General features: G+C 66.5%; 25 protein-coding genes and 1 tRNA gene. 7 read left to right on the forward strand and 19 right to left on the reverse strand.

The annotated features are described in order from the left end of the window. Window positions 1-37: 37 nt before the first annotated feature. Complete coding sequence (gene gltX / locus E8M84_RS14775) at window positions 38-1,441, reverse strand: glutamate--tRNA ligase (protein ID WP_137111991.1); 1,404 nt, start codon at window positions 1,439-1,441, stop codon at window positions 38-40. A gap of 64 nt (window positions 1,442-1,505) precedes the next feature. On the opposite strand from gltX, the gene E8M84_RS14780 reads away from it, so the two are divergent. Beyond that, window positions 1,506-3,632, forward strand: a complete 2,127-nt coding sequence (locus E8M84_RS14780) for a ComEC/Rec2 family competence protein (protein WP_137111992.1) — start codon at window positions 1,506-1,508, stop codon at window positions 3,630-3,632. On the opposite strand, the gene lexA is transcribed toward E8M84_RS14780, so the two are convergent. The 16 genes from lexA to pdxH form a co-directional block, all read right to left on the reverse strand. Continuing rightward, window positions 3,626-4,312, reverse strand: a complete 687-nt coding sequence (gene lexA, locus E8M84_RS14785; protein ID WP_137111993.1) for a transcriptional repressor LexA — start codon at window positions 4,310-4,312, stop codon at window positions 3,626-3,628. The two genes, E8M84_RS14780 and lexA, sit on opposite strands and share 7 nt — an antisense overlap. A 79-nt stretch (window positions 4,313-4,391) precedes the next feature. Next, window positions 4,392-5,561 (reverse strand): gephyrin-like molybdotransferase Glp, encoded by a 1,170-nt coding sequence (gene glp, locus E8M84_RS14790; protein ID WP_137111994.1) that lies wholly within the window; start codon window positions 5,559-5,561, stop codon window positions 4,392-4,394. Further along, entirely contained in the window at window positions 5,561-6,037 is a 477-nt protein-coding gene (gene moaC, locus E8M84_RS14795; protein ID WP_137111995.1) for a cyclic pyranopterin monophosphate synthase MoaC, read from the reverse strand. The genes glp and moaC overlap by 1 nt, the downstream gene beginning before the upstream one ends. After that, window positions 6,034-6,846, reverse strand: coding sequence for an indole-3-glycerol phosphate synthase TrpC (gene trpC, locus E8M84_RS14800; protein ID WP_137111996.1), 813 nt, complete (start codon window positions 6,844-6,846; stop codon window positions 6,034-6,036). Before trpC ends, moaC begins: the two co-directional genes overlap by 4 nt. A gap of 12 nt (window positions 6,847-6,858) precedes the next feature. Next, window positions 6,859-7,872 carry an anthranilate phosphoribosyltransferase gene (gene trpD, locus E8M84_RS14805; protein ID WP_137111997.1) on the reverse strand — a complete coding sequence of 338 codons (1,014 nt, stop codon included), beginning with the start codon at window positions 7,870-7,872 and terminating at the stop codon, window positions 6,859-6,861. Further along, the gene (locus E8M84_RS14810) at window positions 7,869-8,456 is read right to left on the reverse strand and encodes an aminodeoxychorismate/anthranilate synthase component II (protein ID WP_137111998.1); all 588 of its coding nucleotides are present in this window, start codon (window positions 8,454-8,456) and stop codon (window positions 7,869-7,871) included. The genes trpD and E8M84_RS14810 overlap by 4 nt, the downstream gene beginning before the upstream one ends. 225 nt (window positions 8,457-8,681) lie before the next feature. Continuing rightward, window positions 8,682-9,056 (reverse strand): phosphomannose isomerase type II C-terminal cupin domain, encoded by a 375-nt coding sequence (locus E8M84_RS14815; RefSeq protein WP_170971958.1) that lies wholly within the window; start codon window positions 9,054-9,056, stop codon window positions 8,682-8,684. A 244-nt stretch (window positions 9,057-9,300) separates the two neighbouring features. Continuing rightward, complete coding sequence (gene tdh / locus E8M84_RS14820) at window positions 9,301-10,326, reverse strand: L-threonine 3-dehydrogenase (protein ID WP_137112764.1); 1,026 nt, start codon at window positions 10,324-10,326, stop codon at window positions 9,301-9,303. 20 nt (window positions 10,327-10,346) lie between these two features. Continuing rightward, entirely contained in the window at window positions 10,347-10,952 is a 606-nt protein-coding gene (locus E8M84_RS14825; protein ID WP_137112000.1) for a bifunctional 2-polyprenyl-6-hydroxyphenol methylase/3-demethylubiquinol 3-O-methyltransferase UbiG, read from the reverse strand. Continuing rightward, the gene (locus E8M84_RS14830) at window positions 10,949-12,142 is read right to left on the reverse strand and encodes a glycine C-acetyltransferase (RefSeq protein WP_137112001.1); all 1,194 of its coding nucleotides are present in this window, start codon (window positions 12,140-12,142) and stop codon (window positions 10,949-10,951) included. Before E8M84_RS14830 ends, E8M84_RS14825 begins: the two co-directional genes overlap by 4 nt. Window positions 12,143-12,227: 85 nt before the next feature. Next, a complete protein-coding gene (locus E8M84_RS14835) occupies window positions 12,228-12,779 on the reverse strand; it encodes a helix-turn-helix domain-containing protein (protein ID WP_137112002.1) in 552 nt (183 codons plus the stop codon). Between the two features lie 116 nt (window positions 12,780-12,895). Then, window positions 12,896-14,302: a YdiU family protein gene (locus E8M84_RS14840; protein WP_137112003.1), complete on the reverse strand. Its 1,407-nt coding sequence runs from the start codon at window positions 14,300-14,302 to the stop codon at window positions 12,896-12,898. 143 nt (window positions 14,303-14,445) lie between these two features. Then, window positions 14,446-14,522 (reverse strand) — tRNA-Pro (locus tag E8M84_RS14845). A 40-nt stretch (window positions 14,523-14,562) separates the two neighbouring features. After that, complete coding sequence (locus E8M84_RS14850; protein ID WP_137112004.1) at window positions 14,563-15,039, reverse strand: DUF192 domain-containing protein; 477 nt, start codon at window positions 15,037-15,039, stop codon at window positions 14,563-14,565. Continuing rightward, the gene (locus tag E8M84_RS14855; protein ID WP_137112005.1) at window positions 15,036-15,569 is read right to left on the reverse strand and encodes a cold-shock protein; all 534 of its coding nucleotides are present in this window, start codon (window positions 15,567-15,569) and stop codon (window positions 15,036-15,038) included. The genes E8M84_RS14850 and E8M84_RS14855 overlap by 4 nt, the downstream gene beginning before the upstream one ends. Before the next feature lie 116 nt (window positions 15,570-15,685). Further along, window positions 15,686-16,288, reverse strand: a complete 603-nt coding sequence (pdxH, locus tag E8M84_RS14860; RefSeq protein ID WP_137112006.1) for a pyridoxamine 5'-phosphate oxidase — start codon at window positions 16,286-16,288, stop codon at window positions 15,686-15,688. A 119-nt stretch (window positions 16,289-16,407) separates the two neighbouring features. Between pdxH and fabI the strand changes: the two genes are divergently transcribed. From fabI to gpt, 3 genes are read left to right on the forward strand one after another with little or no spacing between them, the layout of a single operon-like run. Then, on the forward strand, window positions 16,408-17,238 hold the full coding sequence (gene fabI / locus E8M84_RS14865; RefSeq protein ID WP_137112007.1) for an enoyl-ACP reductase FabI: 831 nt from the start codon (window positions 16,408-16,410) through the stop codon (window positions 17,236-17,238). Next, the gene (locus tag E8M84_RS14870; protein WP_137112008.1) at window positions 17,235-17,849 is read left to right on the forward strand and encodes a LysE family translocator; all 615 of its coding nucleotides are present in this window, start codon (window positions 17,235-17,237) and stop codon (window positions 17,847-17,849) included. The genes fabI and E8M84_RS14870 overlap by 4 nt, the downstream gene beginning before the upstream one ends. Window positions 17,850-17,860: 11 nt before the next feature. Beyond that, window positions 17,861-18,385, forward strand: a complete 525-nt coding sequence (gene gpt / locus E8M84_RS14875; protein ID WP_137112009.1) for a xanthine phosphoribosyltransferase — start codon at window positions 17,861-17,863, stop codon at window positions 18,383-18,385. 93 nt (window positions 18,386-18,478) lie between these two features. On the opposite strand, the gene E8M84_RS14880 is transcribed toward gpt, so the two are convergent. Together E8M84_RS14880 and E8M84_RS14885 are read right to left on the reverse strand one after the other, a co-directional pair. Then, window positions 18,479-18,706: a type II toxin-antitoxin system RelE/ParE family toxin gene (locus E8M84_RS14880; RefSeq protein WP_346763694.1), complete on the reverse strand. Its 228-nt coding sequence runs from the start codon at window positions 18,704-18,706 to the stop codon at window positions 18,479-18,481. Beyond that, window positions 18,675-18,932, reverse strand: coding sequence for a type II toxin-antitoxin system ParD family antitoxin (locus tag E8M84_RS14885; RefSeq protein WP_137112010.1), 258 nt, complete (start codon window positions 18,930-18,932; stop codon window positions 18,675-18,677). Before E8M84_RS14885 ends, E8M84_RS14880 begins: the two co-directional genes overlap by 32 nt. Before the next feature lie 139 nt (window positions 18,933-19,071). Between E8M84_RS14885 and E8M84_RS14890 the strand changes: the two genes are divergently transcribed. From E8M84_RS14890 to trpE, 3 genes are all read left to right on the forward strand, one after another. Beyond that, window positions 19,072-20,250 carry an aminotransferase gene (locus E8M84_RS14890; RefSeq protein ID WP_137112011.1) on the forward strand — a complete coding sequence of 393 codons (1,179 nt, stop codon included), beginning with the start codon at window positions 19,072-19,074 and terminating at the stop codon, window positions 20,248-20,250. Between the two features lie 97 nt (window positions 20,251-20,347). Next, the gene (locus E8M84_RS14895) at window positions 20,348-22,219 is read left to right on the forward strand and encodes a peptidylprolyl isomerase (protein WP_137112012.1); all 1,872 of its coding nucleotides are present in this window, start codon (window positions 20,348-20,350) and stop codon (window positions 22,217-22,219) included. Continuing rightward, on the forward strand, window positions 22,219-23,727 hold the full coding sequence (gene trpE, locus E8M84_RS14900) for an anthranilate synthase component I (RefSeq protein WP_137112013.1): 1,509 nt from the start codon (window positions 22,219-22,221) through the stop codon (window positions 23,725-23,727). Before E8M84_RS14895 ends, trpE begins: the two co-directional genes overlap by 1 nt. The last annotated feature ends 86 nt before the right edge of the window (window positions 23,728-23,813 follow it).

A 23,813-nucleotide genomic window follows, 5' to 3' on the forward strand; every position in this document is an offset into this window, starting at 1 on the left:
CCCCGGCTGGGGTGGGTTCAAGGCCGGGGGGCGGGCCTTATTCGGCGGCGTCCGACAGCCTGGCGACGGTTTCTTCCCGACCGATGGTAAGCATCATGTCGTAAACCGAAGGTGTAACAGTTCGACCCGCAAGTGCGGCCCGCAGAGGCGCTGCCAGCTTCCCGAAGCCGATGCCGTTTTCGGCAGCAACATCGGTTAGGATCGGCTCCAGAGCCTCCTTTGTCCAGCTAGCATTTTGCAGGCGCGGCGTCAACGATTTCAGTATACCACGGGATACCGTATCGAGAAACTCGATCGCCTTCGGGTCGGGACGGATGGGTCTTTCGATCAGCAGAAATGCCGCCTTTTCCATGAGTTCCGGGAAGGTCTTCGCGGATTTCTTGAGGAAAGGCAGGGCGGCTTGCATCCGGGTTTCTTGCATCGGTGTCAGCACTTCCTGGCCCGATGCAGCCAGGAAGGCCTTCAGTTCATGCAGCAGCGCAGCATCTTCGGCCATCGCCATGTGGTGGCCGCAGGTGTTTTCCAGCTTCTTGAAATCCAGCCGCGCGGGGGCGCGCCCGATGCCCGACAGGTCGAACATCTTCATCGCCTCGTCGCTGGTGAAGATCTCGGCATCGCCATGCGCCCAGCCCAGCCGCGTCAGGTAGTTGCGCATCCCCGCCGCCGGGTAGCCCATCGCCTGATACTCCTCGACCCCGGTCGCGCCGTGGCGCTTCGACAGCTTCTTGCCGTCCGGCCCGTGGATCAGCGGTATGTGGGCCCAGACTGGCACCGTCCAGCCCATCGCGTCATAGACCATCTGCTGGCGGGCGGCGTTGTTCAGGTGGTCGTCGCCCCGGATCACATGGGTGACGCCCATGTCATGGTCATCGACCACCACGGCCAGCATGTAGACCGGCGTCCCGTCGGACCGCAGGACGATCATGTCGTCCAGCGTCTCGTTCTTGATGACCACGCGGCCCTGGACCTGATCCTCGATGATCGTCTCGCCGGTGCGGGGGGCCTTCATGCGGATGGCGTAGGGGGCATCCGGGTAGGTCGCGGGATCGGCGTCGCGCCAGGGGCTTTGGAAGACGGCGTAGCTTGCCCCTTCCGCCTCGCGCGCGGCGCGGTAGGCTTCGATTTCTTCCTTGGTAGAAAAGCACTTGTAGGCCGTTCCTCGCGCAAGCATTTCGCGCGCGACCTCGGCGTGGCGGTCGCGGCGTTCGAACTGGCTGACGACGTCGCCATCCCAGTCAAGGCCCAGCCAGGTGAGGCCGCGCAGGATTGCCGCCGTCGCCTCGGGGGTGGATCGTTCGCGGTCGGTATCCTCGATCCGCAGCAGGAACTTGCCGCCGCGGCCGCGGGCGTAAAGCCAGTTGAACAGCGCCGTCCTTCCCCCACCGATGTGCAGATAACCGGTCGGCGAAGGCGCGAAGCGGGTGACGACTTGGGCGGACATCGGGCGTTAACCTTTCGGAAACCATGGCAGGCGTAGGATCGGCCCGGGTTTAGGCAATCGCGGGATGGGAAACAAGGTGGCGCCCGACGGCTGGATCGCGGGAAGGCTTCTTTGGCCGCTTGAGGCGCTGCAGACCGCGCGCGGCACGCTGTTTCCCTGGATCACCGTCCTGATCGGCTGCGGGATCGGGGCTTGGTTCTCGGTCCTGCAGGAACCGGGTGCGGGAAGCTATGCGGTCGCGGCGCTGGTGCTGGCGGCGGGCGCGGGATTTGCCTGGCGCGGGGACACGCTGGCCCGTCCGCTTGCGCTGGCCGCTGCAGCGCTGGCCGTTGGCTGGCTGGCCGCCGGGATCCGCGCCCATTCGGTCTCTGCCCCGATGCTGGACTTTCGTTACTATGGCCCGGTCGAAGGGCGTATTGTCGGTATCGACCGCTCGCAATCCGACGCTCTGCGGTTGACGCTGGACCGGGTCGTCCTGCGCGAAGTGGCGCCGGACCGGACGCCGGATCGGGTGCGGGTCTCGCTTCAGGGCGATCAGCCCTGGCTTGATCCGGTGCCGGGGCAGGTGGTGATCCTGACCGCTTCGCTTGCCGCGCCGGAAGGGCCGGTAGAGCCCGGGGGCTTCGACTTTCGCCGCATGGCGTTCTTCGAACGGCTGGGGGCGGTCGGCTATACAAGGACTCCCGTCCTGCTCCTGGAAGAGCCGGAGGTTGGCGCCCTGCCGATCGACCGCCTGCGCAGCCATCTGACCAAGGGGATGCTGGCCCATATGGACGGGCAGGCGGGGGCCTTCGCGGCGGGGGCAATGACCGGGGACCGGTCGGCCATCACCGAAGAGACCGTCGCGGCGTTGCGGGACTCCTCTCTGGCGCATCTGCTGGCGATTTCGGGGATGAACATGGCCTTCCTGACGGGCTTCGTCTTTGCTCTGTTTCGCTATGGGCTGGCCTTGATCCCCTTCGTGGCTTTGCGGGTGAATACCAAGAAGGTGGCCGCCGTCATCAGCCTTGCCGTTGCCCTGTTCTACCTGCTGCTTTCAGGGGCAAACGTGGCGACTGTGCGTGCCTTCATCATGATCGCCGTCTTTCTGGGTGCGGTGCTGTTGGACCGTCGCGCGCTGACCCTGCGGTCGGTGGCGATTGCGGGGGCAATACTGCTGCTGGTCCAGCCGGAAAGCCTGTTGAACCCTGGCTTCCAGATGTCCTTTGCCGCCACCATCGCGCTGATCGTGGGCTCTGCGGCACTGGATGGCAGCGTCTACCGGCAACGCCTGCCGCGCTGGCTGATGCCGGTCTTCACACTGGTGCTCAGCTCGGTGATCGGCGGCTTTGCCACCGCGCCCTATGCGGCGGCGCACTTCAACCGGTTCACGGACTATGGGCTTCTGGCAAATCTTCTGACCGTCCCGGTCATGGGGGCAGTCATCATGCCTGCGGGCGCGCTGGCGGCGCTGCTGGCCCCCATCGGGTTGGCGGGGCCGCCGCTTTGGGCGATGGAGCAGGGCGCGCGCTGGATTCTGTTCGTCGCGCACTGGATTGGCGGGCTTAAAGGCTCGGTCACCGCGATCCCGGCGCCGGGCCCCGGTGTGCTGCCCCTGTTCACGCTGGGCGCGCTGTGGCTGATCCTGTGGCGCGGGCGACTGCAACTGGCCGGCGTCCTGCCGGTGCTGGCCGCCTTCGCGCTGTGGGCGATGGCAGACCGACCGGCGCTGCTGATTTCGGGGGATGGCAAGCTTCTGGGCTTGGCCGGTCCAGAGGGGCGGGCACTGTCGGCGGCAAAGGGTGGGGGCTTCGCGGCGGAGAACTGGTTGCAGAACGATGGTGATCTGGTGGAGCAGGGGGCAGCGGCGGAACGGCCGGGGTTTGATGGGCCGAAAGGTGAGCGGCGCTTCGAACTGGCGGGCCTGCGCGGCGTCCAACTGAGCGGCAAGGGTGCCGAAGCGCGTCTGGGCGAGGCCTGCACGGGGGAAACGCTGGTGATCCTTGCCGCAAGGGCAGAGGCCGCTCCGGCAGGGTGCCGACTGATTGATGAGGCGGTGCTTGCGTCGACAGGACCTCTGGCGCTGTGGATTGCCGAGGACGGCGTCCGGATTGAACGCACCAAGCTAGCTCACAGACTGTGGTCACCGCCTGCGCCGCAGGTGAAATTGCCGGATCTGAAAGTGAAACCCGTCGCGCTGGCCGGTCAGTAGCTGCGGATCAGCCCGACGAGGCGGCCCTGCACCTTGACCAGATGGTCGGGGAAGACCCGCGTCTCATAGGCCGGGTTGGCAGCTTCCAGCGCGATCATGTTGCCGCGGCGGCGGTAGCGTTTCAGCGTGGCTTCATGATCTTCCACCAGCGCCACGACGATGTCGCCGTTGTCGGCGGTCGACTGTTCGCGGATCACCACGATGTCGCCGTCGTTGATCCCGGCCTCAATCATGGAATCGCCTTTGACCTCAAGCGCATAGTGCTGACCCTTGCCGTACAGCATCGACCCGGGGACCGCGACGTGGTGCGACACTTCCGAGATCGCCTCGATCGGCACACCGGCAGCGATCCGACCCATCACGGGCAGTTCCATCGCGTGCACGTTCGACACCGGCATCGCGCCGCGCGGCGGATCGACCTTGTCGCCGGTGATGACCTTGGGCGAGAAGCCGGTCTTCTCCATCGCCTCGGGCAGCTTCACGATTTCCAGCGCGCGGGCGCGGTGGGCGAGACGGCGGATGAAGCCGCGTTCTTCCAGCGCGGTGATCAGCCGGTGGATGCCCGACTTGGACCTCAGGTCAAGCGCATCCTTCATTTCGTCGAAGGAGGGCGGCACCCCGTCGCGGTCCATCCGCGTCTTGATGAAGTCGAGAAGTTCCAACTGCTTGCGTGTCAGCACGGGGTTCACTCCCACATCATGCGTTTACACAATGTTCTGCCCGTGTTCCCGGTTTGTGTCAAGAAATATCCACAAGCGTCTAAAGCGGCAGGTAGGAAACCGTGTCCCCGGCGCGACAGGCGGGGGCCTCGATGGGCCGGATAAGGAGTGCATCCGCCTGCCCAAGGATCGACAGCAGCGCCGAATCCTGCCGGTCGAAGGGCGCGATCTCGGGCATGCCGTCGGTAGGCGTCAGACGTGCCCGCATGTAATGCGCCCGGGGACCGTTCGACGGCAGGTCCACCGCCAGGCGGGCCTTGCGGGCTTGCGGTGCGGGGGCAGGCTGACCCAGCATCGCGCGCACCATGGGCAGAAGGAACAGATGCCCGCAGACGATGGCGCTGACCGGGTTGCCCGGCAGTCCCAGCATCGGTACGCCGTTCAGCCGCCCCGCCATCAAGGGCTTGCCGGGGCGCATGGCGATCTTCCAGAAGGCATGCTCCAGCCCGGCGGTCTTTCCCACCAGGTCATGATCCCCGACCGAGGCCCCGCCGATGGTCACGATCAGGTCGGCGCCCTCGGCCAGGCCCAGGACCGTGGCCAGCTCCTCGGCATTGTCCCGCGCGATGGGAAGCAGGCGGGCATGGCCACCTTCGGCCTCGACCATCGCCTTCAGGGCAAAGCTGTTCGAGGCGATGATCTGGTCGGGGCGGGGGTCTTCCCCTGGCATCACCAGCTCGTCGCCGGTGGCAATGATTGCGACGACGGGCTTGCGGGTCGCCTGAACCGAGGGGACGTTCATCGCGGCCAGCAGCGCCAGGTCATTGGCGCGAAGGCGGCGGGGTGAGAGGCTGTCTCCGGACCGGAAGTCCTGTCCCGCCGGGCGGATGTGGCTGGCGGTGTCGAGGCCTTCCTTCAGAAGGATCCGGTCGTCGAGCCGGACCACATCCTCCTGGATGATGACCCGCGTGGCCCCTTGCGGCACCGGGGCGCCGGTGAAGATGCGCACGGCCTGTCCCGGGCCGACCTGACCCTCGAACGCATGGCCCGCGCCCGCCTCGCCGATCACCAGGAAATTGTCGTCCGGTCCCGGGTTGCCCGCGACGGCATAGCCATCCATCGCCGACGCCGGGAACGGGGGCTGATCGCGGGTGGCAACAGCCGGGGCGCACATCCAGCGGCCCGCGGCCTCCGCAAGCGGTACGGCTTGCGGCGGCAAGCGAGAGGCAAGGGCCAGGCAGCGGGCAAGCGCCTCTTCAACCGAAATCATCAGGTCGCCTCGTAACGGCCTGATTTACCGCCATCTTTCAGGATCAACCGGATGCCGTCGATCACCATCGACTTCTCCACCGCCTTGACCATGTCATAGACCGTCAGCGCCGCCACGGACACAGCCGTCAGCGCCTCCATCTCGACTCCTGTCTGGCCCGAGGTCTTCACGGTCGCCTCGATCCTGACACCGGGAAGGCCCGGGTCGGCGGTCAGCTCCAGCGCGACCTTGGTGATGGGCAGCGGATGGCAGAGCGGGATCAGCTCGGAGGTCTTCTTGGCCGCCATGATCCCCGCCAGCCGCGCGACAGACAGGACATCGCCCTTCTTTGCACGACCTTCGGTGATGAGCGTGAGGGTCTCAAGGCTCATCCGAACGGCACCGACGGCGACCGCGACGCGATCGGTGACCGGCTTGCTCGACACATCGACCATATGGGCCTGGCCCCGGTCGTCGAAGTGCGAGAGGCCAGTCACAGCCCGCCCTGCGCGGTCAAGGGTTTGGCAAGGATCGCCCGGGTTGCGGCCGTCACGTCCGCCTGCCGCATCAGGCTTTCGCCGATCAGGAAGCAGCGCGCGCCGTATTGGGCGAGGTCGGCGAGGTCGTCCGCCGTGTAGAGCCCGCTTTCGGCGACGATCATCCGGTCTTCGGGGACGCGGCGGGCCAGACGGCGGGTGGTCTCCAGCGTGACCTCGAAGGTGTGGAGGTTGCGGTTGTTGATGCCGATCAGCGGAGATTTAAGCAGCGCGGCGCGGTCCAGTTCCGCTTCGTCATGGACCTCGATCAGGACGTCCATGCCAAGGGCCATCGCGGCGGCTTCCAGGTCGGCGGCCTGCGTGTCATCTAGCGAGGCCATGATGAGCAGGATGCAATCCGCGTTCAGCGCGCGGGACTGGGTGACCTGGTAGGGATCGTAGAGGAAGTCCTTGCGCAGGCAGGGCAGGGACACGGCGTCATGGGCGGCGACAAGGTATTCGTCCGCGCCCTGGAAGCTGGGGGCGTCCGTCAGGACCGACAGGCAGGTCGCCCCCCCGGCCTCATAGGCTTTCGCCAGCGCCGGAGGGTCGAAATCGGGGCGGATCAGGCCCTTGGAGGGGCTCGCCTTCTTGATCTCGGCGATCAGGCCGTAGCCGGTCAGCGTCGCGTCCTTCAGCGCGCGGGCAAAGCCACGCGGAGGGGCGGCGGCCCTGGCGGCGGCTTCGAGGTCCGACAGCGGCACGGCGGCCTTGGCCTGGGCCACTTCCTCCAGCTTGTAGGCCTTGATGCGGTCGAGGATCGTGGTCATCGGCGGTCTTTCTCAGGCATTCGTCAGGCGGCGCAGGGCCTCGACCTTGGCTTTCGCAGCGCCGGAGTCGATGGACTCACGGGCCAACGCCACGCCCTCGGTCAGGGTTCCCGCCTTGTCGGCCACCAAAAGGGCAGCGGCGGCGTTGAGGAGGACCGCGTCGCGGTAGGCCCCGGGTGCCCCGTCAAGAAGCGCGCGGAAGGCTGCCGCGTTTTCCGCCGGGGTGCCGCCAAGGATGGCTTCGAACGGGTGGGGCGTCAGCCCGGCGTCTTCCGGGTGGACGGTGAAGTCGCGCACCGCCCCGTTTTCGACGGCGGAGACGGAAGTTGGTCCGCAGATGGTGATCTCGTCGGTGCCGTCCGAGCCGTGGACGAGCCAGGCCTTCTCGGACCCCAGGGTGAGGAGCGTTTCGGCCATTGGACGGATGAGCGCGTCGGAGAAGGCGCCGGTCAGCTGGCGCTTGACCCCGGCGGGGTTGGTCAGGGGGCCGAGGATGTTGAAGATCGTGCGGGTGCCAAGTTCGGCGCGGACCGGCATGACATGGCGGATCGCCGGGTGGTGCATCGGGGCCATCATGAAGCCGATCCCGGCTTCGGCCAGGCACTTCTCCACGATGTCAGGGCCGACCATGACGTTGAGGCCAAGTTCGGTCAGCGCGTCGGCCGCGCCGGATTTGGAGGAGAGGTTGCGGTTGCCGTGCTTGGCGACGGTGACACCGGCTCCGGCCACGACGAAGGCGGTGGCGGTGGAGATGTTGAGCGTGCCCTTGCCGTCGCCGCCGGTGCCGACGATGTCCATGGCACCGGCCGGGGCCTTCACGGCGTTGCATTTGGACCGCATCACCGATGCCGCGGCGGCGTATTCGTCGACCGTCTCGCCCCGGGTGCGAAGCGCCATCAGGAAGCCGCCCATCTGGGCGGGCGTTCCTTCGCCCTCGAACAGCGCATTGAAGGCGGCTTCGGCCTCGGCGCGGGTGAGGGGGCGGTTGGCGGCAATGCCGATCAGGGGCTTGAGGGTGTCGCTCATGCCGGGACCTTGGCTTTCGCTTCGTCAAGGAAGTTCCGCAGAAGCTGGTGGCCGTGTTCCGAGGCGATGGATTCCGGGTGGAACTGGACGCCTTCGATCAGGTGGTGGCGGTGGCGCAGGCCCATGATCGTGCCGTCTTCGAGCCAGGCGGTGACTTCGAGGTCGGCGGGAAGCGTGGCGCGGTCGACGACGAGGGAATGATAGCGGGTCGCCTGGAAGGGCGAGGGCAGGCCGCGGAATACGCCTTTGCCGGAATGGTACATGGTGCCCATCTTGCCGTGGACGATCTCGTGGCAGCGGACGACGTGGCCTCCGAAGGCCTCACCGATGGTCTGGTGGCCGAGGCATACGCCGAGGAGGGGGATGCCGACAGTGGCGGCGGCCTTGGTGAGCGGCAGGCAGATCCCGGCGGCGGCGGGATCGCAGGGGCCGGGGGAAAGGACGATGACCTCCGGGGCCATCGCGATCACGTCCTGGACTTCCAGCGCGTCGTTCCGCTTCACGACCACGTCTGAGCCAAGCTCGCCCAAGTAGTGGACGAGGTTGTAGGTGAAGCTGTCGTAGTTGTCGATCAGGAGGAGCATGGCGGACCCTAGGCGCGGCTACCGGCTGGTTATCGCCGATGCGGGGGGCGGTGTAAACCGGGGTTTCTGGCCGGCTGTCCACGCCGGACGGATTCTGTGGCCTAGGGAAATCAAGGGGTTGGGCGGCGGCCTTTGCGTGGTCTTTACCATGTGGCGAGCTCCTCGCTCCCTCCGGTCGTTCCTCGCGGGGACCACCGAGGAGCGACCGGAGGGAGCGAGGAGGCCTCAGTCGTGGTGGATCACGTCGTCATCGGCAAGATAGGTCCCCGAGTCCACGGCGATCAGCACGACCGGCAGCCGTCCGGGATTTTCCAGGCGGTGCGGTCGGCCCAGCGGAATATGCGCGGCCTCGCCCTCGACCAGCAGCCGGGTCAGGACGCCGATGGTGATCTCGGCGGTGCCCTCGACGACGACCCAGTGCTCCGACCGATGCATGTGGGATTTCAGAGAGGTCGACTCACCCGGGGCAAGGCGCAGCGACCGGACGCGGAAGCGGCTACCCTCGACCAGCACAACGGCAGGCGCCGGTCGGGCCTGGCCTTCAGCGTCGAAAGCCGTGGCGGACGTCTCGGCAAAGCCCTTGGCGGGCGATCCGTCCATTGTGTCATCTCCTTTCCCCATGTCGGCAGGGTCGCAGCATGATGGTGAACCGCCGATTAACGGCTCTGGGTCATTTCAGGGCATTTTGGGGGCAGAGGTGACGGGTGCAAGGGCTGCCGCAGCTTTCAAACAGAGCGGCTGACGGCGCGAAGGCCTTTTGTCGGGCCACTCTGCGTGAAGGACGCAGAGTGGCCCGGGTCTTACTGCAGCGGGGATTTTGACGAAGGGAAAGCCGTTTCCGGTTTCAGGTCCAGTCCAGCACGACCTTGCCGGAAAGACCCGAGCGCATCGCGGCGAACCCCTCCTGGAAGTCGGCCACCTTGAAGCGGTGGGTGATGACGCGGCGGATGTCGAGGCCGTTTTCCAGCATGGCGATCATCTTGTACCAGGTCTCGAAGATCTCGCGGCCGTAGACGCCCTTGATGGTGATGGCCTTGAAGACGATGCGGCTCCAGTCGACCGGGGATTTGCCCGGCGGGATGCCCAGCATGGCGATGCGGCCGCCCATGACCATGTGTTCGACCATCTGGTCGAGGGCTTGCTGGGAGCCGGACATCTCCATGCCCACGTCGAAGCCTTGGGACATCTTGAGGCTGGGGTAGACGGACTTGAGGTCAGTAGTCGCGACGTTCACCGGCACCACGTCGGCAACCTGACCCGCAAGGTCAAGCCGGGCCTGGTTGATGTCGGTGATGACGACATGCCGCGCTCCGACATGGCGGGCGACGGCGGCGGCCATGATGCCGATGGGGCCTGCGCCGGTGATCAGGACGTCTTCGCCGATCAGGTCGAAGGAAAGCGCTGTGTGGACGGCGTTGCCGAGGGGATCGAGGATCGCGCCGATCTCGTCGTCGATGGCGTCGGGGAGGGGGACGACGTTGAAGGCAGGCAGGCGCAGGTATTGCGCGAAGGCGCCGGGTTCGTTGACGCCGATGCCGCGGGTTTCGGGGTCGAGGTGGAACTTGCCCGACCGGCTTTGGCGGGAGGTCTTGCCGATCAGGTGGCCTTCGCCCGAGCAGCGCTGGCCGATCTCCAGCCCTTCGACGTTGCGGCCTTTGTCCACGATGATGCCCGCGAATTCGTGGCCGGTGACAAGCGGGACCGGGACCGTCTTCTGCGCCCAGGCGTCCCAGTTCCAGATATGGATGTCGGTGCCGCAGATGCCGGTCTTGTGGATCTTGATGAGGACGTCGTCGGGTCCGATCTCCGGGACGGGGCGGGTTTCCATCCAGAGGCCCGCTTCGGGTTTGGACTTGGCGAGGACGGTCATTTCGTTGGGGCGGTGGTCGGTCATCTTCCGGTGTCCTTCGCAAGGGCAAGCCAGGTCCAGCTGATCCCGGCGGCTGCGGTTTCGGCGTCATGGGCGGGGGCGTCATGACGGCGGAGGAGCGCCAGCCCTGCGGCGGCGGCGCGGGCGGTCTCGGCAGCAGGGTCAAGGTCGTGCAGGGGGGCGCCAGCGGGGACCGGGCCGCGGCGGAGGGCGAGGAAGAGGCGACCGTCCGGGGTCAGGAGAGCGGCCAGTCGCTGGAGTGCCTGGTCGCGCGCCGCAGGGTCGAGGTGGTGCCAGACGGCGTTGACAAGGATCAGGCCGAAACGTCCCGAGAGACCCGCAAGATCAGGAAGCGCGCTGTCCACGACAGTAGCGGACGGGGCGCGGGCGACGATCATCTGACGGAACTGGGCGACGGGTTCGGCGGCGGTCACGGCATGGCCGCGCGACAGGAACCAGTCGGTGTCGCGGCCACTACCGGCGCCGATGTCGAGGACCGGGGCCGGTGGGGTCGGGATGAGGTCGATCAGCCCGGCGAGGACCGTGTCGGTCGTCACGCTGTCATAGCGGCGGGCCATCGTGGCGGCATTGGCGGCGTAGATTGCAAGCGCAGGGTCTTCGGTCATCCGAGGACTCCCGTGGCTCTTCCGGCGGCGGTGAAGGCGTCCAGCGCAAAGTCGAGATCGGCGCGGGTCAGGGCCGCGTTCATCTGGGTACGGATGCGGGCCTGGCCTTTGGGGACGACGGGGAAGAAGAAGGGCGCGACATGGACGCCGCGGGTGTTGAGGTCGGCGGCCATGGCTTGCGCGAGTTTGGCGTCGCCGAGCATCACGGGAATGATCGGGTGGTCGCCGGGGAGGAGGGTGAAGCCTGCGGCGGTGAGGCCCGCTCGCCAGTAGGTCGCGTTCGCGGTGAGTTGGGCGCGGAGGTCGTCGGCTTGTTCCACGATGTCGAGCGCGGCCAATGCGGCGCCGACGACAGCGGGAGGCAGGGCGTTGGAGAAGAGGTAGGGCCTTGCGCGCTGGCGCAGGAGGTCGATCACCGGCTGCGGGCCGGCGATGTAGCCGCCCAGGGCTCCACCAAGGGCCTTGCCGAGGGTGCCGGTGAGGATGTCGACCTTCACTCCGGCACGGGCCGGGGTGCCTGCGCCTTTGGGGCCGGTGAAGCCGGTGGCGTGGCAGTCGTCGACCATCACCATCGCACCATAAGCGTCTGCCAGGGCGCGGATTTCGGGGAGTCTGGCGTAGTAGCCGTCCATCGAGAAGACGCCGTCGGTGGCGATCAGGATGAAGCGGGCTCCGTCAGCCTTTGCGGCCTGCAGTTGGGTCTCCAAGTCGGCCATGTCGCTGTTGGCGTAGCGGTAGCGTTTCGCTTTGCAGAGCCGGATGCCGTCGATGATCGAGGCGTGGTTCAGGGCGTCGGAGATGATGGCGTCTTCGGGGCCGAGGAGGGGCTCGAACAACCCGCCGTTGGCATCGAAGCAGGCGGCGAAAAGGATCGTGTCGTCCTGGTCCAGGTAGGCGGCGAGGCGGGTTTCCAGTTCGCGGTGCAGGTCCTGCGTTCCGCAGATGAAGCGGACCGAGGCCATGCCGAAGCCGTGGTCGTCCATCGCCTGTTTCGCGGCGGCGATCAGGCGGGGGTCGGAGGCCAGCCCGAGGTAGTTGTTGGCGCAGAGGTTCAGCATTTCGCGTCCGGCCATCCGGACATGCGCGCCTTGGGCGCCAGTGATCAGTTGTTCCCGTTTCATCAAGCCGTCAGCGTCGATCTGGGCGAGGGTGGCGGTGATGTGGTCGAGGAAGGCAGTGGCGTCCGTCATGGCAGAACCCTTTCCGGTTTGGCGGAAAATGGCAGATCGTGGGTCGTGTGTCAACTTGACGGATTTTTGTCCGCCATAGTGGAAATCAGCTGTCCTGGACGATCAGGATGGCACGGGCGGCGCCCTGGGCTGCGATCTCGTGCGGGCGGTCGGCGGGGTAGCGGGCGACGTCTCCCGGATTCAGGTCGTCGGTCGCATCGCCGGAGGTGACGGTCAGGCGGCCTTCGAGGACGGTCAGGTGCTCGCGGCAGCCGGGGGAATGGGGGTCGGAGGTGAGTTTGGCGCCTTCACGAAAGGCCAGTTCATAGACCTCGTGATGGCCGACGGACTCGGGGGCGGAAAGGATGCGGATGGTGACGCCGTTGCGCTGGATCACGGGGGCGGCGCTGGCGCGGGTGATCTCGATCCCGGGGGCGGGGCGGCCTTCCAGAAGGCCCGCGAAGTCAAGTTGCAGGGCCTGGGTCAGCGCCCAGAGCGTGGCGACGGTGGGCGAGGATTCGCCGCGTTCGATCTGGCTGACCATGGAGCGGGAGACGCCGGAGAGTTTCGCGGCGGCGTCAAGCGACAGGCCGCGGGCTTTCCGCGCGGCGCGGAGGGAGGCGGCGAGGCGGTCGTGGATGTCGGAGCGGTCGGCCATGCAGGCATGGTGGCGGGGATCAAGGGGGGCGTCAATCTGCGGGGAGGCTCGTCGTCGATTTCGCCGCTTCTCGCTGGCGCGCGACGAGGAGACGACGTCGACCAGAGAGCGGTCGGTCAGGTGCCGCAGAAGGTGACGTATTGGCCGAAGCCGGTGGGGGCGGGGAGCATGAAGGGCTCGGCTTCGGCGAAGGGCGTCTGGATCGCGGCGAGGAGCGCGTGGAAGGGGGCCATGTCGCCCTCCGTCGCGGCAGTCAGCGCCGCTTCGACCTTGTGATTCCGGGGGATCACGGCGGGGTTGGCGGCGGCGAGGCGCTGGGCCACGCCGTCGCCCGCGCGTGTGCGCCAGCGCGGAAGCCAGGCCTCCATCGCGGTGAAATCATCGAAGAGGGGGCGGAGCATGGCTTCATCGGCGAGGCGGCGGAACGTCAGGGTCCAGTCGGCGCCTGCCATCGCGGTCAACAGATCGTCGGCCAACTGGGCGTCGCCCGCGTCTTCACCCACAAGGCCCAGCTTCCGGCGCATCATGGCCAGCCAGTCCCGGCGGTAGCGGGCGGCGATGCCGGTCAGGCGGTCGTTGGCGATGTCGATGGCCGTATCCCGCGAGGGGTCGAGGAGCGGGACCAGCGTCTCGGCCAACCGGGCAAGGTTCCAGCCGAGGATCAGCGGCTGGTTGGCATAGGCATAGCGGCCCTGGTGGTCGATCGAGGAGAAGACGGTGCCGGGCGCATAGCCTTCCATGAAGGCGCAGGGACCGTAGTCGATGGTCTCACCGCTAATCGCCATGTTGTCGGTGTTCATCACGCCGTGGATGAACCCAAGGCCCATCCAGTCCGCGATCAGGCGCGACTGGCGGGCGATGACGGCGTCGAGAAGCGCGAGATAGGGGTTATCGGCGCCAGCAAGGTCGGGGTAGTGGCGGGCGATGGCATAGTCGGCAAGCTGCCGGACCTTGTCGCCTTCCCCCCGGGCCGCGAAGAACTGGAAGGTCCCGACGCGCAAGTGGCTGGCGGCCACGCGGGCCAGGACCGCACCGGGAAGCTTTGTCGCGCGCCAGATCTCCTCGCCCGTCGCCACGACGGCGAGGGAGCGGGTGGTGGGGACGCCCACGGCCGCCATGAACTCCGAGATCAGGTATTCGCGCAGCATCGGGCCGATGGCGGCCTTGCCGTCGCCGCCCCGCGAAAACGGCGTGCGGCCCGAGCCCTTCAGCTGGATGTCGAACCGGCGGCCATCAGGGGTGATAACCTCGCCGAGAAGATGCGCCCGGCCGTCGCCGAGTTGCGGCGAGAAGCCGCCGAACTGGTGGCCGGCATAGGCCTGTGCGATGGGGTCGGCGCCCGGCGGCAGTTCGGCGCCGGAAAACCAGAGGGCGGCTTCGGCTTCGGTCAGATCAAGACCGAGATCGGCGGCAAGCTTGCGGTTCAGGACCAGAAGCTTCGGCGCCGGGGCCGGGTCGGGGGCCACGCGCAGAAAGGTGTTCGGCAGGTCGCGGGCATAGGAATGATCGAAGGCGATGGTCATGGGTGGCCCCTTTCCGGGCAGAATATGGGCCGCCGGGGTCGGCTCGCAAGACGGGGGCGCGACGCACAAAATCCTTAAGGAAGGATTTTGACAAATTTCTTACTAAAGAAATTTGGCCTGACCCGGTTGCGACTGGAAGGAAGTGGTCGGGGCGGAGGGATTCGAACTCTCGACCTACGGTACCCAAAACCGTCGCGCTACCAGACTGCGCTACGCCCCGACGCAGCCCCTTTAGCGGGATCGCAGCGGAATGAAAAGGCTTAGCCTTCGCAAGGCCAGGCGGCCGTTTGTGCCGGGATCGCCGGATGGCGCAGCACGGCGCCGGGAGCGATGCCCAGCCTGGCCGCAAGGCCGCCGTTGATTTCCAGCACGAACATCACCCCCTCGCCCCCGTCGATCGGAGACAGGTCCCCGGGGATCGCGTTCGCATGGACCCGGGTGACGGTGCCCGTCACATCGGCAAAGACCATGTCCAGGGGAATCAGCGTGTTCTTCATCCAGAAGCTGGGTCGCCGGGGCGAATCATAAACGAACAGCATCCCTTCCGAGAGCGGCATCGTCTCGCGGAACATCAGCCCCTGCGCCCGTTCGGCATTGTCATCGGCCACTTCGACCACGAAATTCTCGCGCCCGCCCTCCCAGCGGACATCAAGCCGGCCGGGGGCGCAGGCCGCATCGGCCCAGGCGCTGCCCGGAACGATCAGCGCAAGTGCCGCCCAGAGGCGCGCGCCTGTCATGTCTTGGTGCGGTTGGCGGCTTCCCACGAGACGACCTGCACGGCCATCCGCCCACGCCGCCCGTCGATGATGCGCAAGGCCACCGCCTCGCCCGCCGTCAGATCGGCAAAGCCCGAGACCCGCAGCACTTCGGCATGGACGAACACGTCTTCGGGCCGTCCGAAAACATTGGCAAATCCAAAGCCCTTGCCCTTGTCGAACCACTTGACCCGGGCCGGTTCCAGATCGAGCGCGAGGATGTCTTCGCTGACCATCTGCGCCGCATCCTCGCCAAACGGCAGGATGACGCCTTCCGGCGGGTCGATCCGCAGCACCTCGACCGCCTGAACCCCACGCTGCGTCTTTTGGATGCGCACTTCGATTCCGGCCCCGTCAGCGACGGACCCCTGGCCGAAGTTCCGCAGAACGTTGGCATGCAGCAAGATGTCGGCGTCAGTCTGATCCGAAACGATGAACCCGAAACCCTTGGATGGATCAAACCACTTTACGCGACCATGCACGAGTTGCATGACCTCTTCTTCTTCCGTCATTGACAGAGCCTTCTCCCCAGAATGAGCCCTAGATCGCACTGATGGCGGAAATGGCCTGCCGGGATCAAGGGCAATTCAGCAGCCGGGATACAAAAACTGTTCTTTACGTCGAAAAGTCAGGGATTCAGACGGGTGATCTCCCAGTCTGCCGCTGCGTCATGTTTGCTCCAGCGGAAACGGTCATGCAACCGGAATGCGCCGTCGGCCCAGAACTCGATCTCGACCGGATGGATGCGGAAGCCGCCCCAGTAAGGCGGGCGGGCAGGGTTCGGTCCCTTGGTGATGGCAACCTTTGCCGCCTCGGCCATCAGCGCCTCACGCGAGGTCAGGGGCTGCGACTGCTGGCTGGCCCAGGCCCCAAGGCGCGATTTCAGGCTGCGGCTGGCAAAGTATTCATCGGCCTTCGGACCATCCTCACGGGTCACGCTGCCGCGCACGCGGATCTGGCGGCGCAGGCTTTTCCAGTGCAGCACGAAGGCCGCCTTGCCCGAGGCTGCGATCTCCTGCCCCTTTTTCGAGCCGTAATTGGTGTAGAACACGAAGGCATCCGCTTCGATCTCTTTCAGCAGCACCATGCGGACGTTGGGCAGGCTGTCGGGGTCGACCGTCGCAAGTGCGATGGCGTTGGGATCGTTCGGCTCGCTCGCCTCGGCCTCGGTCAGCCAGGCGCGCGCGATGGCGAAAGGGTCACTGCCCGCGAAGATGCCGGTCCGGTCCATGAAAACTCCTTGCCCTGGGCGTGACGGGAACGCTTGCCGTAGGCGGAGGACCTGCCTTGAAGGAAGTCCCGGCTTCGCCTACACGTCTTTGGCAACGAAAAGTGGGTGAGGGGCCGGGAATGTCAACTGGACTGATGCAGGGCAAGCGCGGGCTGATCATGGGCCTGGCCAATGACAAGTCGATTGCCTGGGGCATCGCGCAGGCGGTGGCTGCGCAGGGGGCAGAGCTGGCGTTTTCCTATCAGGGCGAGCAGTTGAAGAAACGGGTGGAGCCGCTGGCGGAAAGCCTGGGCAGCCCGAAGCTGTTCGAATGCGACGTGGCAAGCGACGAAAGCATCGATGCGCTGTTCGCCGCGCTGAAGGCGGAGTGGGGGCAACTGGATTTCCTGGTCCACGCCATTGGCTTTGCCGACAAGAACGAGTTGCGGGGCCGCTATGTGGATACCAGCCGCGCGGGGTTTGCGCTGGCAATGGACATCTCGGTCTATTCTTTCACGGCCGTGTGCCAGCGGGCGGCGGCGATGATGCCGGCCGGGGGCAGCCTGTTGACGCTGACCTATTACGGTGCGGAAAAGGTCATGCCGCATTACAACGTCATGGGGGTCGCCAAGGCAGGGCTGGAGGCTTCAGTGAAGTACCTGGCCGAGGATCTGGGGCGTGACGGCATCCGGGTGAACGCAATCTCTGCCGGGCCGATCAAGACGCTGGCGGCCAGCGGCATCGGCGATTTCCGCTATATCATGAAGTGGAACGAGCTGAACTCTCCGCTGCGCCGCAACGTGACGCAGGAAGAGGTCGGCAAGGCGGCGCTGTATCTGTTGTCCGATCTGGGGTCGGGCACAACGGGCGAGAACCTGCATGTCGATGCGGGCTACCACGCCGTCGGCATGAAGGCGATCGACGCGCCGGACATCGACCTGGTGACGGGCCGGAAAGAGGGTGGCCAGTGAGCAATGCCGCCTTCCTGGCCTTTGCGGGGCTGGTGTTGTTCGCGGTCGTCTCGCCCGGGCCTGCGGTGCTGATGTCGGCGCGGACGGGTCTGACGGAAGGCTTTCGCACCGGGGTCATGCTGGCGCTGGGCATCGCCTCGGGCGCGGTGATCTGGGCCTTGGCGGCGATATTCGGGCTGCACCTGATCTTCAATGCGGCGCCGTCGCTTTTGTGGGCGCTGAAGATTGGTGGGGCGGCTTACTTGATGTGGATGGCCTGGCATCTGTGGCGCGACGCGAAAATGCCTTTCATCGCCGATGACGCGCGGCCCGTGCCCCGGTCGCCCTTCGCGGCTTACCGTCTGGGGCTTTGGACGAACCTGTCGAACCCCAAGGCCGTGGTCATGTATTCCTCGATCTTCCTTGGCACCATCAGCCCCGGCACGCCCACCTGGGTGCTGGCCTGCCTGATCGCGATGATCCTGCTGATGGAGACCGCCTGGAACAGCCTTGTCGCCCGCATCTTCTCGATGGACCGCACACGGGCGGCCTATATCAGCCTGAAAACCGTAATCGACCGCTGCTTCGGGGCCGCGCTGGCCCTGCTGGGCGTCAAGATCGTCGCCACCTGAGGGAGAGACCGATGTCCGCCGACCGCCTGCCGCATGAAAAGGGGTTTCACGTCAGCTGGGACCAGATCCACCGCGACGCCCGCGCACTGGCCTGGCGGCTAGACGGCAAGGGGCCGGGCGAGGGCGGGACCTGGAAGGCCGTGGTCGGCATTACCCGGGGCGGGCTGGTCCCGGCGATGATCGTCAGCCGTGAACTCGACATCCGCGTGGTCGACAGCATCTCGGTCAAGTCCTACCACTCCGGCGGCGGCAAGGCCGACCAGCGCCGTGAAGCGCAGGTCATCAAGGCTCCGAACCCGGACGTGATGGGCGATGGCTCGGGCGTGCTTATCGTCGATGACCTTGTGGACAGCGGCAAGACGCTGGAGCTGATCCGCAGCCTGTATCCCAAGGCGCATTTCGCCTGCGTCTATGCCAAACCCGAGGGTGAGAAGCAGGCCGACACCTACATCACATCCGTAAGCCAGGACACCTGGATCTTCTTCCCCTGGGACATGGCGCTGCAATACGTCCAGCCGATGCGCGGGGCGGATTGATCAGTCGTGCAGGTGGCGGTCCACGTCCTGCGCGCCGTGCAGGATGCGGATCACGTCCAGCCGGTCGGGCAGGTCGCGGCACCAGATGACGTGTTAGCCGCATGGCCGCTTCATCAACCCGGGACGCACAGTATCAGCGCGTCCTTTTCGGAACCCCGCAGCAAGGGACTCTATCTCTGCGACAATGCTGAGGTGATAGCGGTCCGCTTGGGCACGGGACCAAGTGTCGAATGTGTAGACCCAGATGCCTTCGAGGTCCAAAGTGGCCCTTGGTGACAGGCGATAGGGTTTACCTGCCATGCTTGCCGTCGTACTTCGCATGCATCCGCATCAGGAATGCCTCACTGTCAAACGGCTGCGGCTCGCCCGATTCCTCCCCCTCGATCAATGCGGCTTCCAGGGCCTTCACTTTCGCTTCATGCTCTTGCAAAAGCCGCAGGCCCGCCCGCACCACCTCGCTGGCCGAGCCGTAGCGGCCTGACTTGACCTCGGTGTCGATGAAGGCCGTGAAGTGGTCACCAAGCGAAATCGAGGTGTTGCGGGGCATGGGCACAGTCCTTTTCTTGCTCGATCAATCCTTATACCAACATGTACCAAAATTCAATATCGACCGCCGCATGAGAGGGCTTGCAACTGGCCGCCATCCCGCGACACTTTGCGCGACCACCCGGAATGGAAACACCCGCATGACCCTGCCGCTGAACCCCGCCTTCGCCGCCACGGAACCGCCCCCGGTGATGGAGGCGCGGCGTTGGATCCAGGGCGTCACATTTCCTGCCGACCGCCCGCTGATCAACGTCAGCCAAGCCGCGCCGGTCGACAGCCCTCCCCTGGGTCTGCGGCAGGCTTTGGCGGAGGCCGCGCTGAACGATCCGCAGGCGCATCTCTACGGCCCCGTCCTGGGGCTGCCCGCCTTGCGCGAGGAAATCGCGCGCCAGTGGTCGGCCTCTTACGGCGGCAGCATTGCCCCCGCACAGGTTGCGATCACGCAGGGCTGCAACCAGGCTTTCTGCACGGTGATGGCGACGCTGGCGGGGCAGGGGGACGAGGTGATCCTGCCGACACCGTGGTACTTCAATCACAAGATGTGGCTGGACATGGCGGCGGTGAAGACGGTGGCGCTTGACACCGGACCGACGCTGATCCCCTCGGCCGAAGCGGCCGAGCGGCTTGTCACCGACCGGACCCGCGCCATCGTGCTGGTCAGCCCGAACAACCCGGGCGGGGTGGAGTATCCGGCGGAAACGCTCGCCGCTTTCCGTGACCTGTGCCGGGCAAAGGGCCTTGCCCTGATCGTGGACGAAACCTACCGCGATTTTGACAGCCGGTCAGGTGCGCCGCATGATCTATTTGCCGATCCTGATTGGGCCGATACGCTGATCCATCTCTACAGTTTCTCCAAGGCCTACCGGCTGACCGGGCATCGGGTGGGGGCGGTGATCGCCAGCGAGACCCGGCTGGCCGAAGTGGAAAAGTTCCTCGACACCGTCGCGATCTGCCCCAGCCAGTTGGGCCAGATCGGTGCCTTGTGGGGGATGCGCAACCTGGGCCAGTGGGTTGCGGGGGAAAGGGACGAGATCCTGTCCCGCCGCGCCGCGATGGTCGAAGGGTTCAAGTCGTTGCCGGGCTGGAAGCTTCTGGGTTGCGGGGCCTATTTCGCCTATGTCGAGCATCCGTTCGACATGGCGTCGGACTTGCTGTGCAAGCGGCTGGTGACCGAGGCCTCGCTTCTGATGCTGCCGGGGACGATGTTCCAGCCCGAAGGGTCCGAAGCCGGGCGCAGGCAGATCCGCATCGCCTTTGCAAACGTCGATGCCAAGGGCATCGCCGAGGTGATCCGGCGGCTGGCGGCCTTCCGGCCCTGACGGTCATTTGACCCGCCCAGGGCCCGGGCGATCTTGACCTTGCCCCCCGGGGGCCTTCCCACTATTCACCTGATCGAACCATTCCGAAGGCAGAGCCATGGCGAAGACCCCGACCGAAGAAGGCAAACGTCCCCGCGGCAAGGCGCAGGAGGCGGCGGTCTGGGTGCTGATGGGGATGCTGATCCTCGGCCTTGGCGGCTTTGGCGTGACCAGCTTCGGCGGCGGCGTGACCAGGGTCGGAAGCGTCGGCGACACGGACATCACCACGGACGACTATGCCCGCGCGCTGCAGACGCAGATCAACGCGTTGTCGCAGCAGTTCGGGAAGCAGATCTCGCTGCAAGAGGCGATGGCCTTCGGCATCGACCAGCAGGTGCTGCAAAGCGTCATCACCCTTGCGGCGCTGGACAACGAGACAGCCCGCGTCGGGGTCTCGGTGGGCGACGAGGTCGTGGCGACAAGGCTCATGGGGATGGACAGCTTCAAGGGCGCCTCGGGCAGCTTTGACCGCGAGGCCTACCGCTACACGCTGGGCCGCAACAACCTGACCGAGACCGAGTTCGAGACCAACCTGCGCCGCGACATCAGCCGCGAGTTGTTGCAGGGCGCGGTGGGGGGCGGGTTTGCCGCGCCGAAGGCGCTGACCGACACGATCTATGCCTGGGCCGGGGAACGGCGCGGCTTTTCCACCCTGCGGCTGTCCGAGGCGGACCTGACCGCGCCCGTGGCCGAGCCGACGGACGAAGAGCTGAAGGCGCATTATGATGCCAACATCGACCGCTTCACCAAGCCCGAGGCGAAGCGGATCACCTATGCCTCGCTGCTCCCTGAGGCGATCGCCAAGGACCAGCCGGTCGACGAGGCGCTGTTGCAGAAGCTGTACCAGGACCGGATCGGCGAATTCGTCGTGCCCGAACGCCGGATCGTCGAGCGGCTGATCTACCCCGACCAGGCGGCGGCGGATGCGGCGCGGGCGGAACTGGACGGCGGCAAGCCCTTTGAAGAGCTGGTCTTGGCGCGCGGCCTGACGCTGGAGGATATCGACCAGGGCGATCTGACGAAGGACGAGCTGGGTGGGGCCGGTGAGCCGGTCTTTGCCGCGGCCGAGGGCGATGTCGTGGGCCCCGTGGTGACCGACCTTGGCCCGGCGCTTTACCGCGTGGTCTCGGTCCTTGCGGCCGAGGAGACGAGCTTCGAGGACGCGCGCGAGACGCTGGCCATCGAGTTCCAGACCGACGCGGCCCGCCGCCTGATCGCTGACCAGGTCGAAACGATCGACGATCTTCTCGCCGGGGGGGCGACGCTGGAAGACCTGACCAAGGAAGCGGGCCTGCAGCTTGCGACGCTGGACCATGTCCCGGGGCAGCAGGGCGAGGCGGTGATCGAGGGGTATCCGGCCTTCCGCGCGGCGGCGGATGCGGTTCAGGCCGAGGATTTCTCGGAGGCGATCCTTCTGGAAGATGGCGGCGTGGTGGCTCTGCGGCTGGACGAGATCGTCCCCGCCGCACCGATCCCCTTCGACGAGGCAAAGGACAAGGTGGCCGAGGACTGGCGCAAGGACGCGGTCGCCAAGGCCCTGTCCGCCCGGGCGGCCGAGATCAAGACGGCGTTGGAAGGGGGCGCGGCCATCGGCAGCTTCGGCATCGTCGACGTGACGGCCGAGACCGCGCGCAACGGCTTTATCGACAATGTGCCGGATGCCTTCCTGGCCGATATCTTCAAGATGGACGAGGGCGGCGTGCAGGTGTTCGAGGCCGAGGGCTTCGTCGCCGTGGTGAAGCTAGACCGCATCCTGCCCGCGATGACCGAGGGCGAGGATGCCGCGGCGATGCAGGAGGCGCTGGCCGCGCAGGCGCAACAGGCGATTGCGGGCGATGCCTTCGCCGCCTTCACCAGCGCCCTGACCGCCGAGGCCGGGATCACGCTGGACCAGACCGCGATCAACGCCGTCCATGCGAGCATGCCCTGATGCAGCTGTCGCCGGGATTTGCCGAATTCGAAGCGGGCTGGAACGCGGGCAAGAACCAGATCGTCTGGGCGCGGCTGGCGGCTGACCTAGATACGCCGGTCAGCCTGATGCTGAAGCTGGGCGATGCGCGGTCCGACACTTTCATGCTGGAATCGGTGACCGGGGGCGAGGTTCGGGGCCGCTATTCCATCGTGGGGATGAAGCCGGATCTCGTCTGGCGCTGCCGGGGCACGCAGGCCTCCCTCAACCGCGAGGCGCGGTTTGACCGGCAGGCCTTTGTCGATCTGCCGGGACATCCGCTGCAGACCCTGCGCGATCTGCTGGCGGAATGCCGGATCGAGATGCCGGACGGGATGCCGGCGGTATCGGCGGGCCTGTTTGGCTATCTTGGCTATGACATGATCCGGCTGGTGGAACATCTGCCGGACGTGAACCCCGATCCGCTGGGCCTGCCCGATGCAGAACTGATCCGGCCCTCGGTCGTGGCCGTCCTGGACGGGGTGAAGGGTGAGGTGACGGTGGTGGCACCGGCCTGGGTTTCCTCGGGCCTCTCGGCGCGGGCGGCCTATGCGCAGGCGGCGGAACGGGTGATGGACAGCCTGCGCGATCTGGACCGGGCGCCTTCGGCCGCGCGCGACCTGGGCGAGACTTCGCCGGTCGGCCCGGCGGAGTCCAACTTCACGCATGACGGCTACAAGGCCGCGGTCGAGAAGGCCAAGGACTACATCCGCGCGGGCGACATCTTCCAGGTCGTGCCCTCGCAACGCTGGGCGCAGCGCTTCACCCTGCCGCCCTTTGCACTCTACCGCTCGCTGCGCCGGACCAACCCGTCGCCCTTCATGTTCTTCTTCAACTTCGGCGGCTTCCAGATTGTCGGCGCCAGCCCGGAAATCCTTGTCCGCCTGCGCGACGGCGAAGTCACCGTCCGCCCCATCGCGGGAACCCGCAAGCGCGGCGCGACGCCCGAAGAGGACCGCGCGCTGGAGGCGGACCTGCTGGCCGACCCGAAGGAACGGGCCGAGCATCTGATGCTCTTGGACCTGGGCCGCAACGACGTGGGTCGGGTGGCGAAAGTCGGCACCGTGCGACCCACGGAAACCTTCATCATCGAACGCTACAGCCACGTCATGCACATCGTGTCGAACGTGGTGGGCGAGATCGCCGAGGGTGAGGACGCTTTGTCGGCGCTGCTAGCGGGGCTGCCCGCTGGCACGGTGTCAGGCGCCCCGAAAGTCCGGGCGATGGAGATCATTGACGAGCTGGAGCCGGAAAAGCGCGGCGTCTACGGCGGCGGTGTGGGCTACTTTGCGGCCAACGGCGAGATGGACTTCTGCATCGCGCTGCGCACGGCGGTCCTGAAGGACGAGACGCTGTATATCCAGGCGGGGGGCGGCGTGGTCTTTGACAGCGACCCCGAGGCGGAATATCAGGAAACCGTCAATAAATCCAACGCCTTGCGCCGGGCGGCCGAGGACGCTGGCCGGTTTGCCGGGCGCGGGAACGGCTGACGGGGCGTTCTTTCGCGTGCCTCCTCGTTCGACGCCGTCTCCTCGTCGGCCGGACGCCAGCGAGGAGGACGAAGTCAAACGACGAA

Origin of the sequence: Rhodobacter sp. SY28-1 (assembly GCF_005222785.1) — a bacterium.
In the GTDB taxonomy this organism is placed as follows: Bacteria; Pseudomonadota; Alphaproteobacteria; order Rhodobacterales; family Rhodobacteraceae; genus Tabrizicola.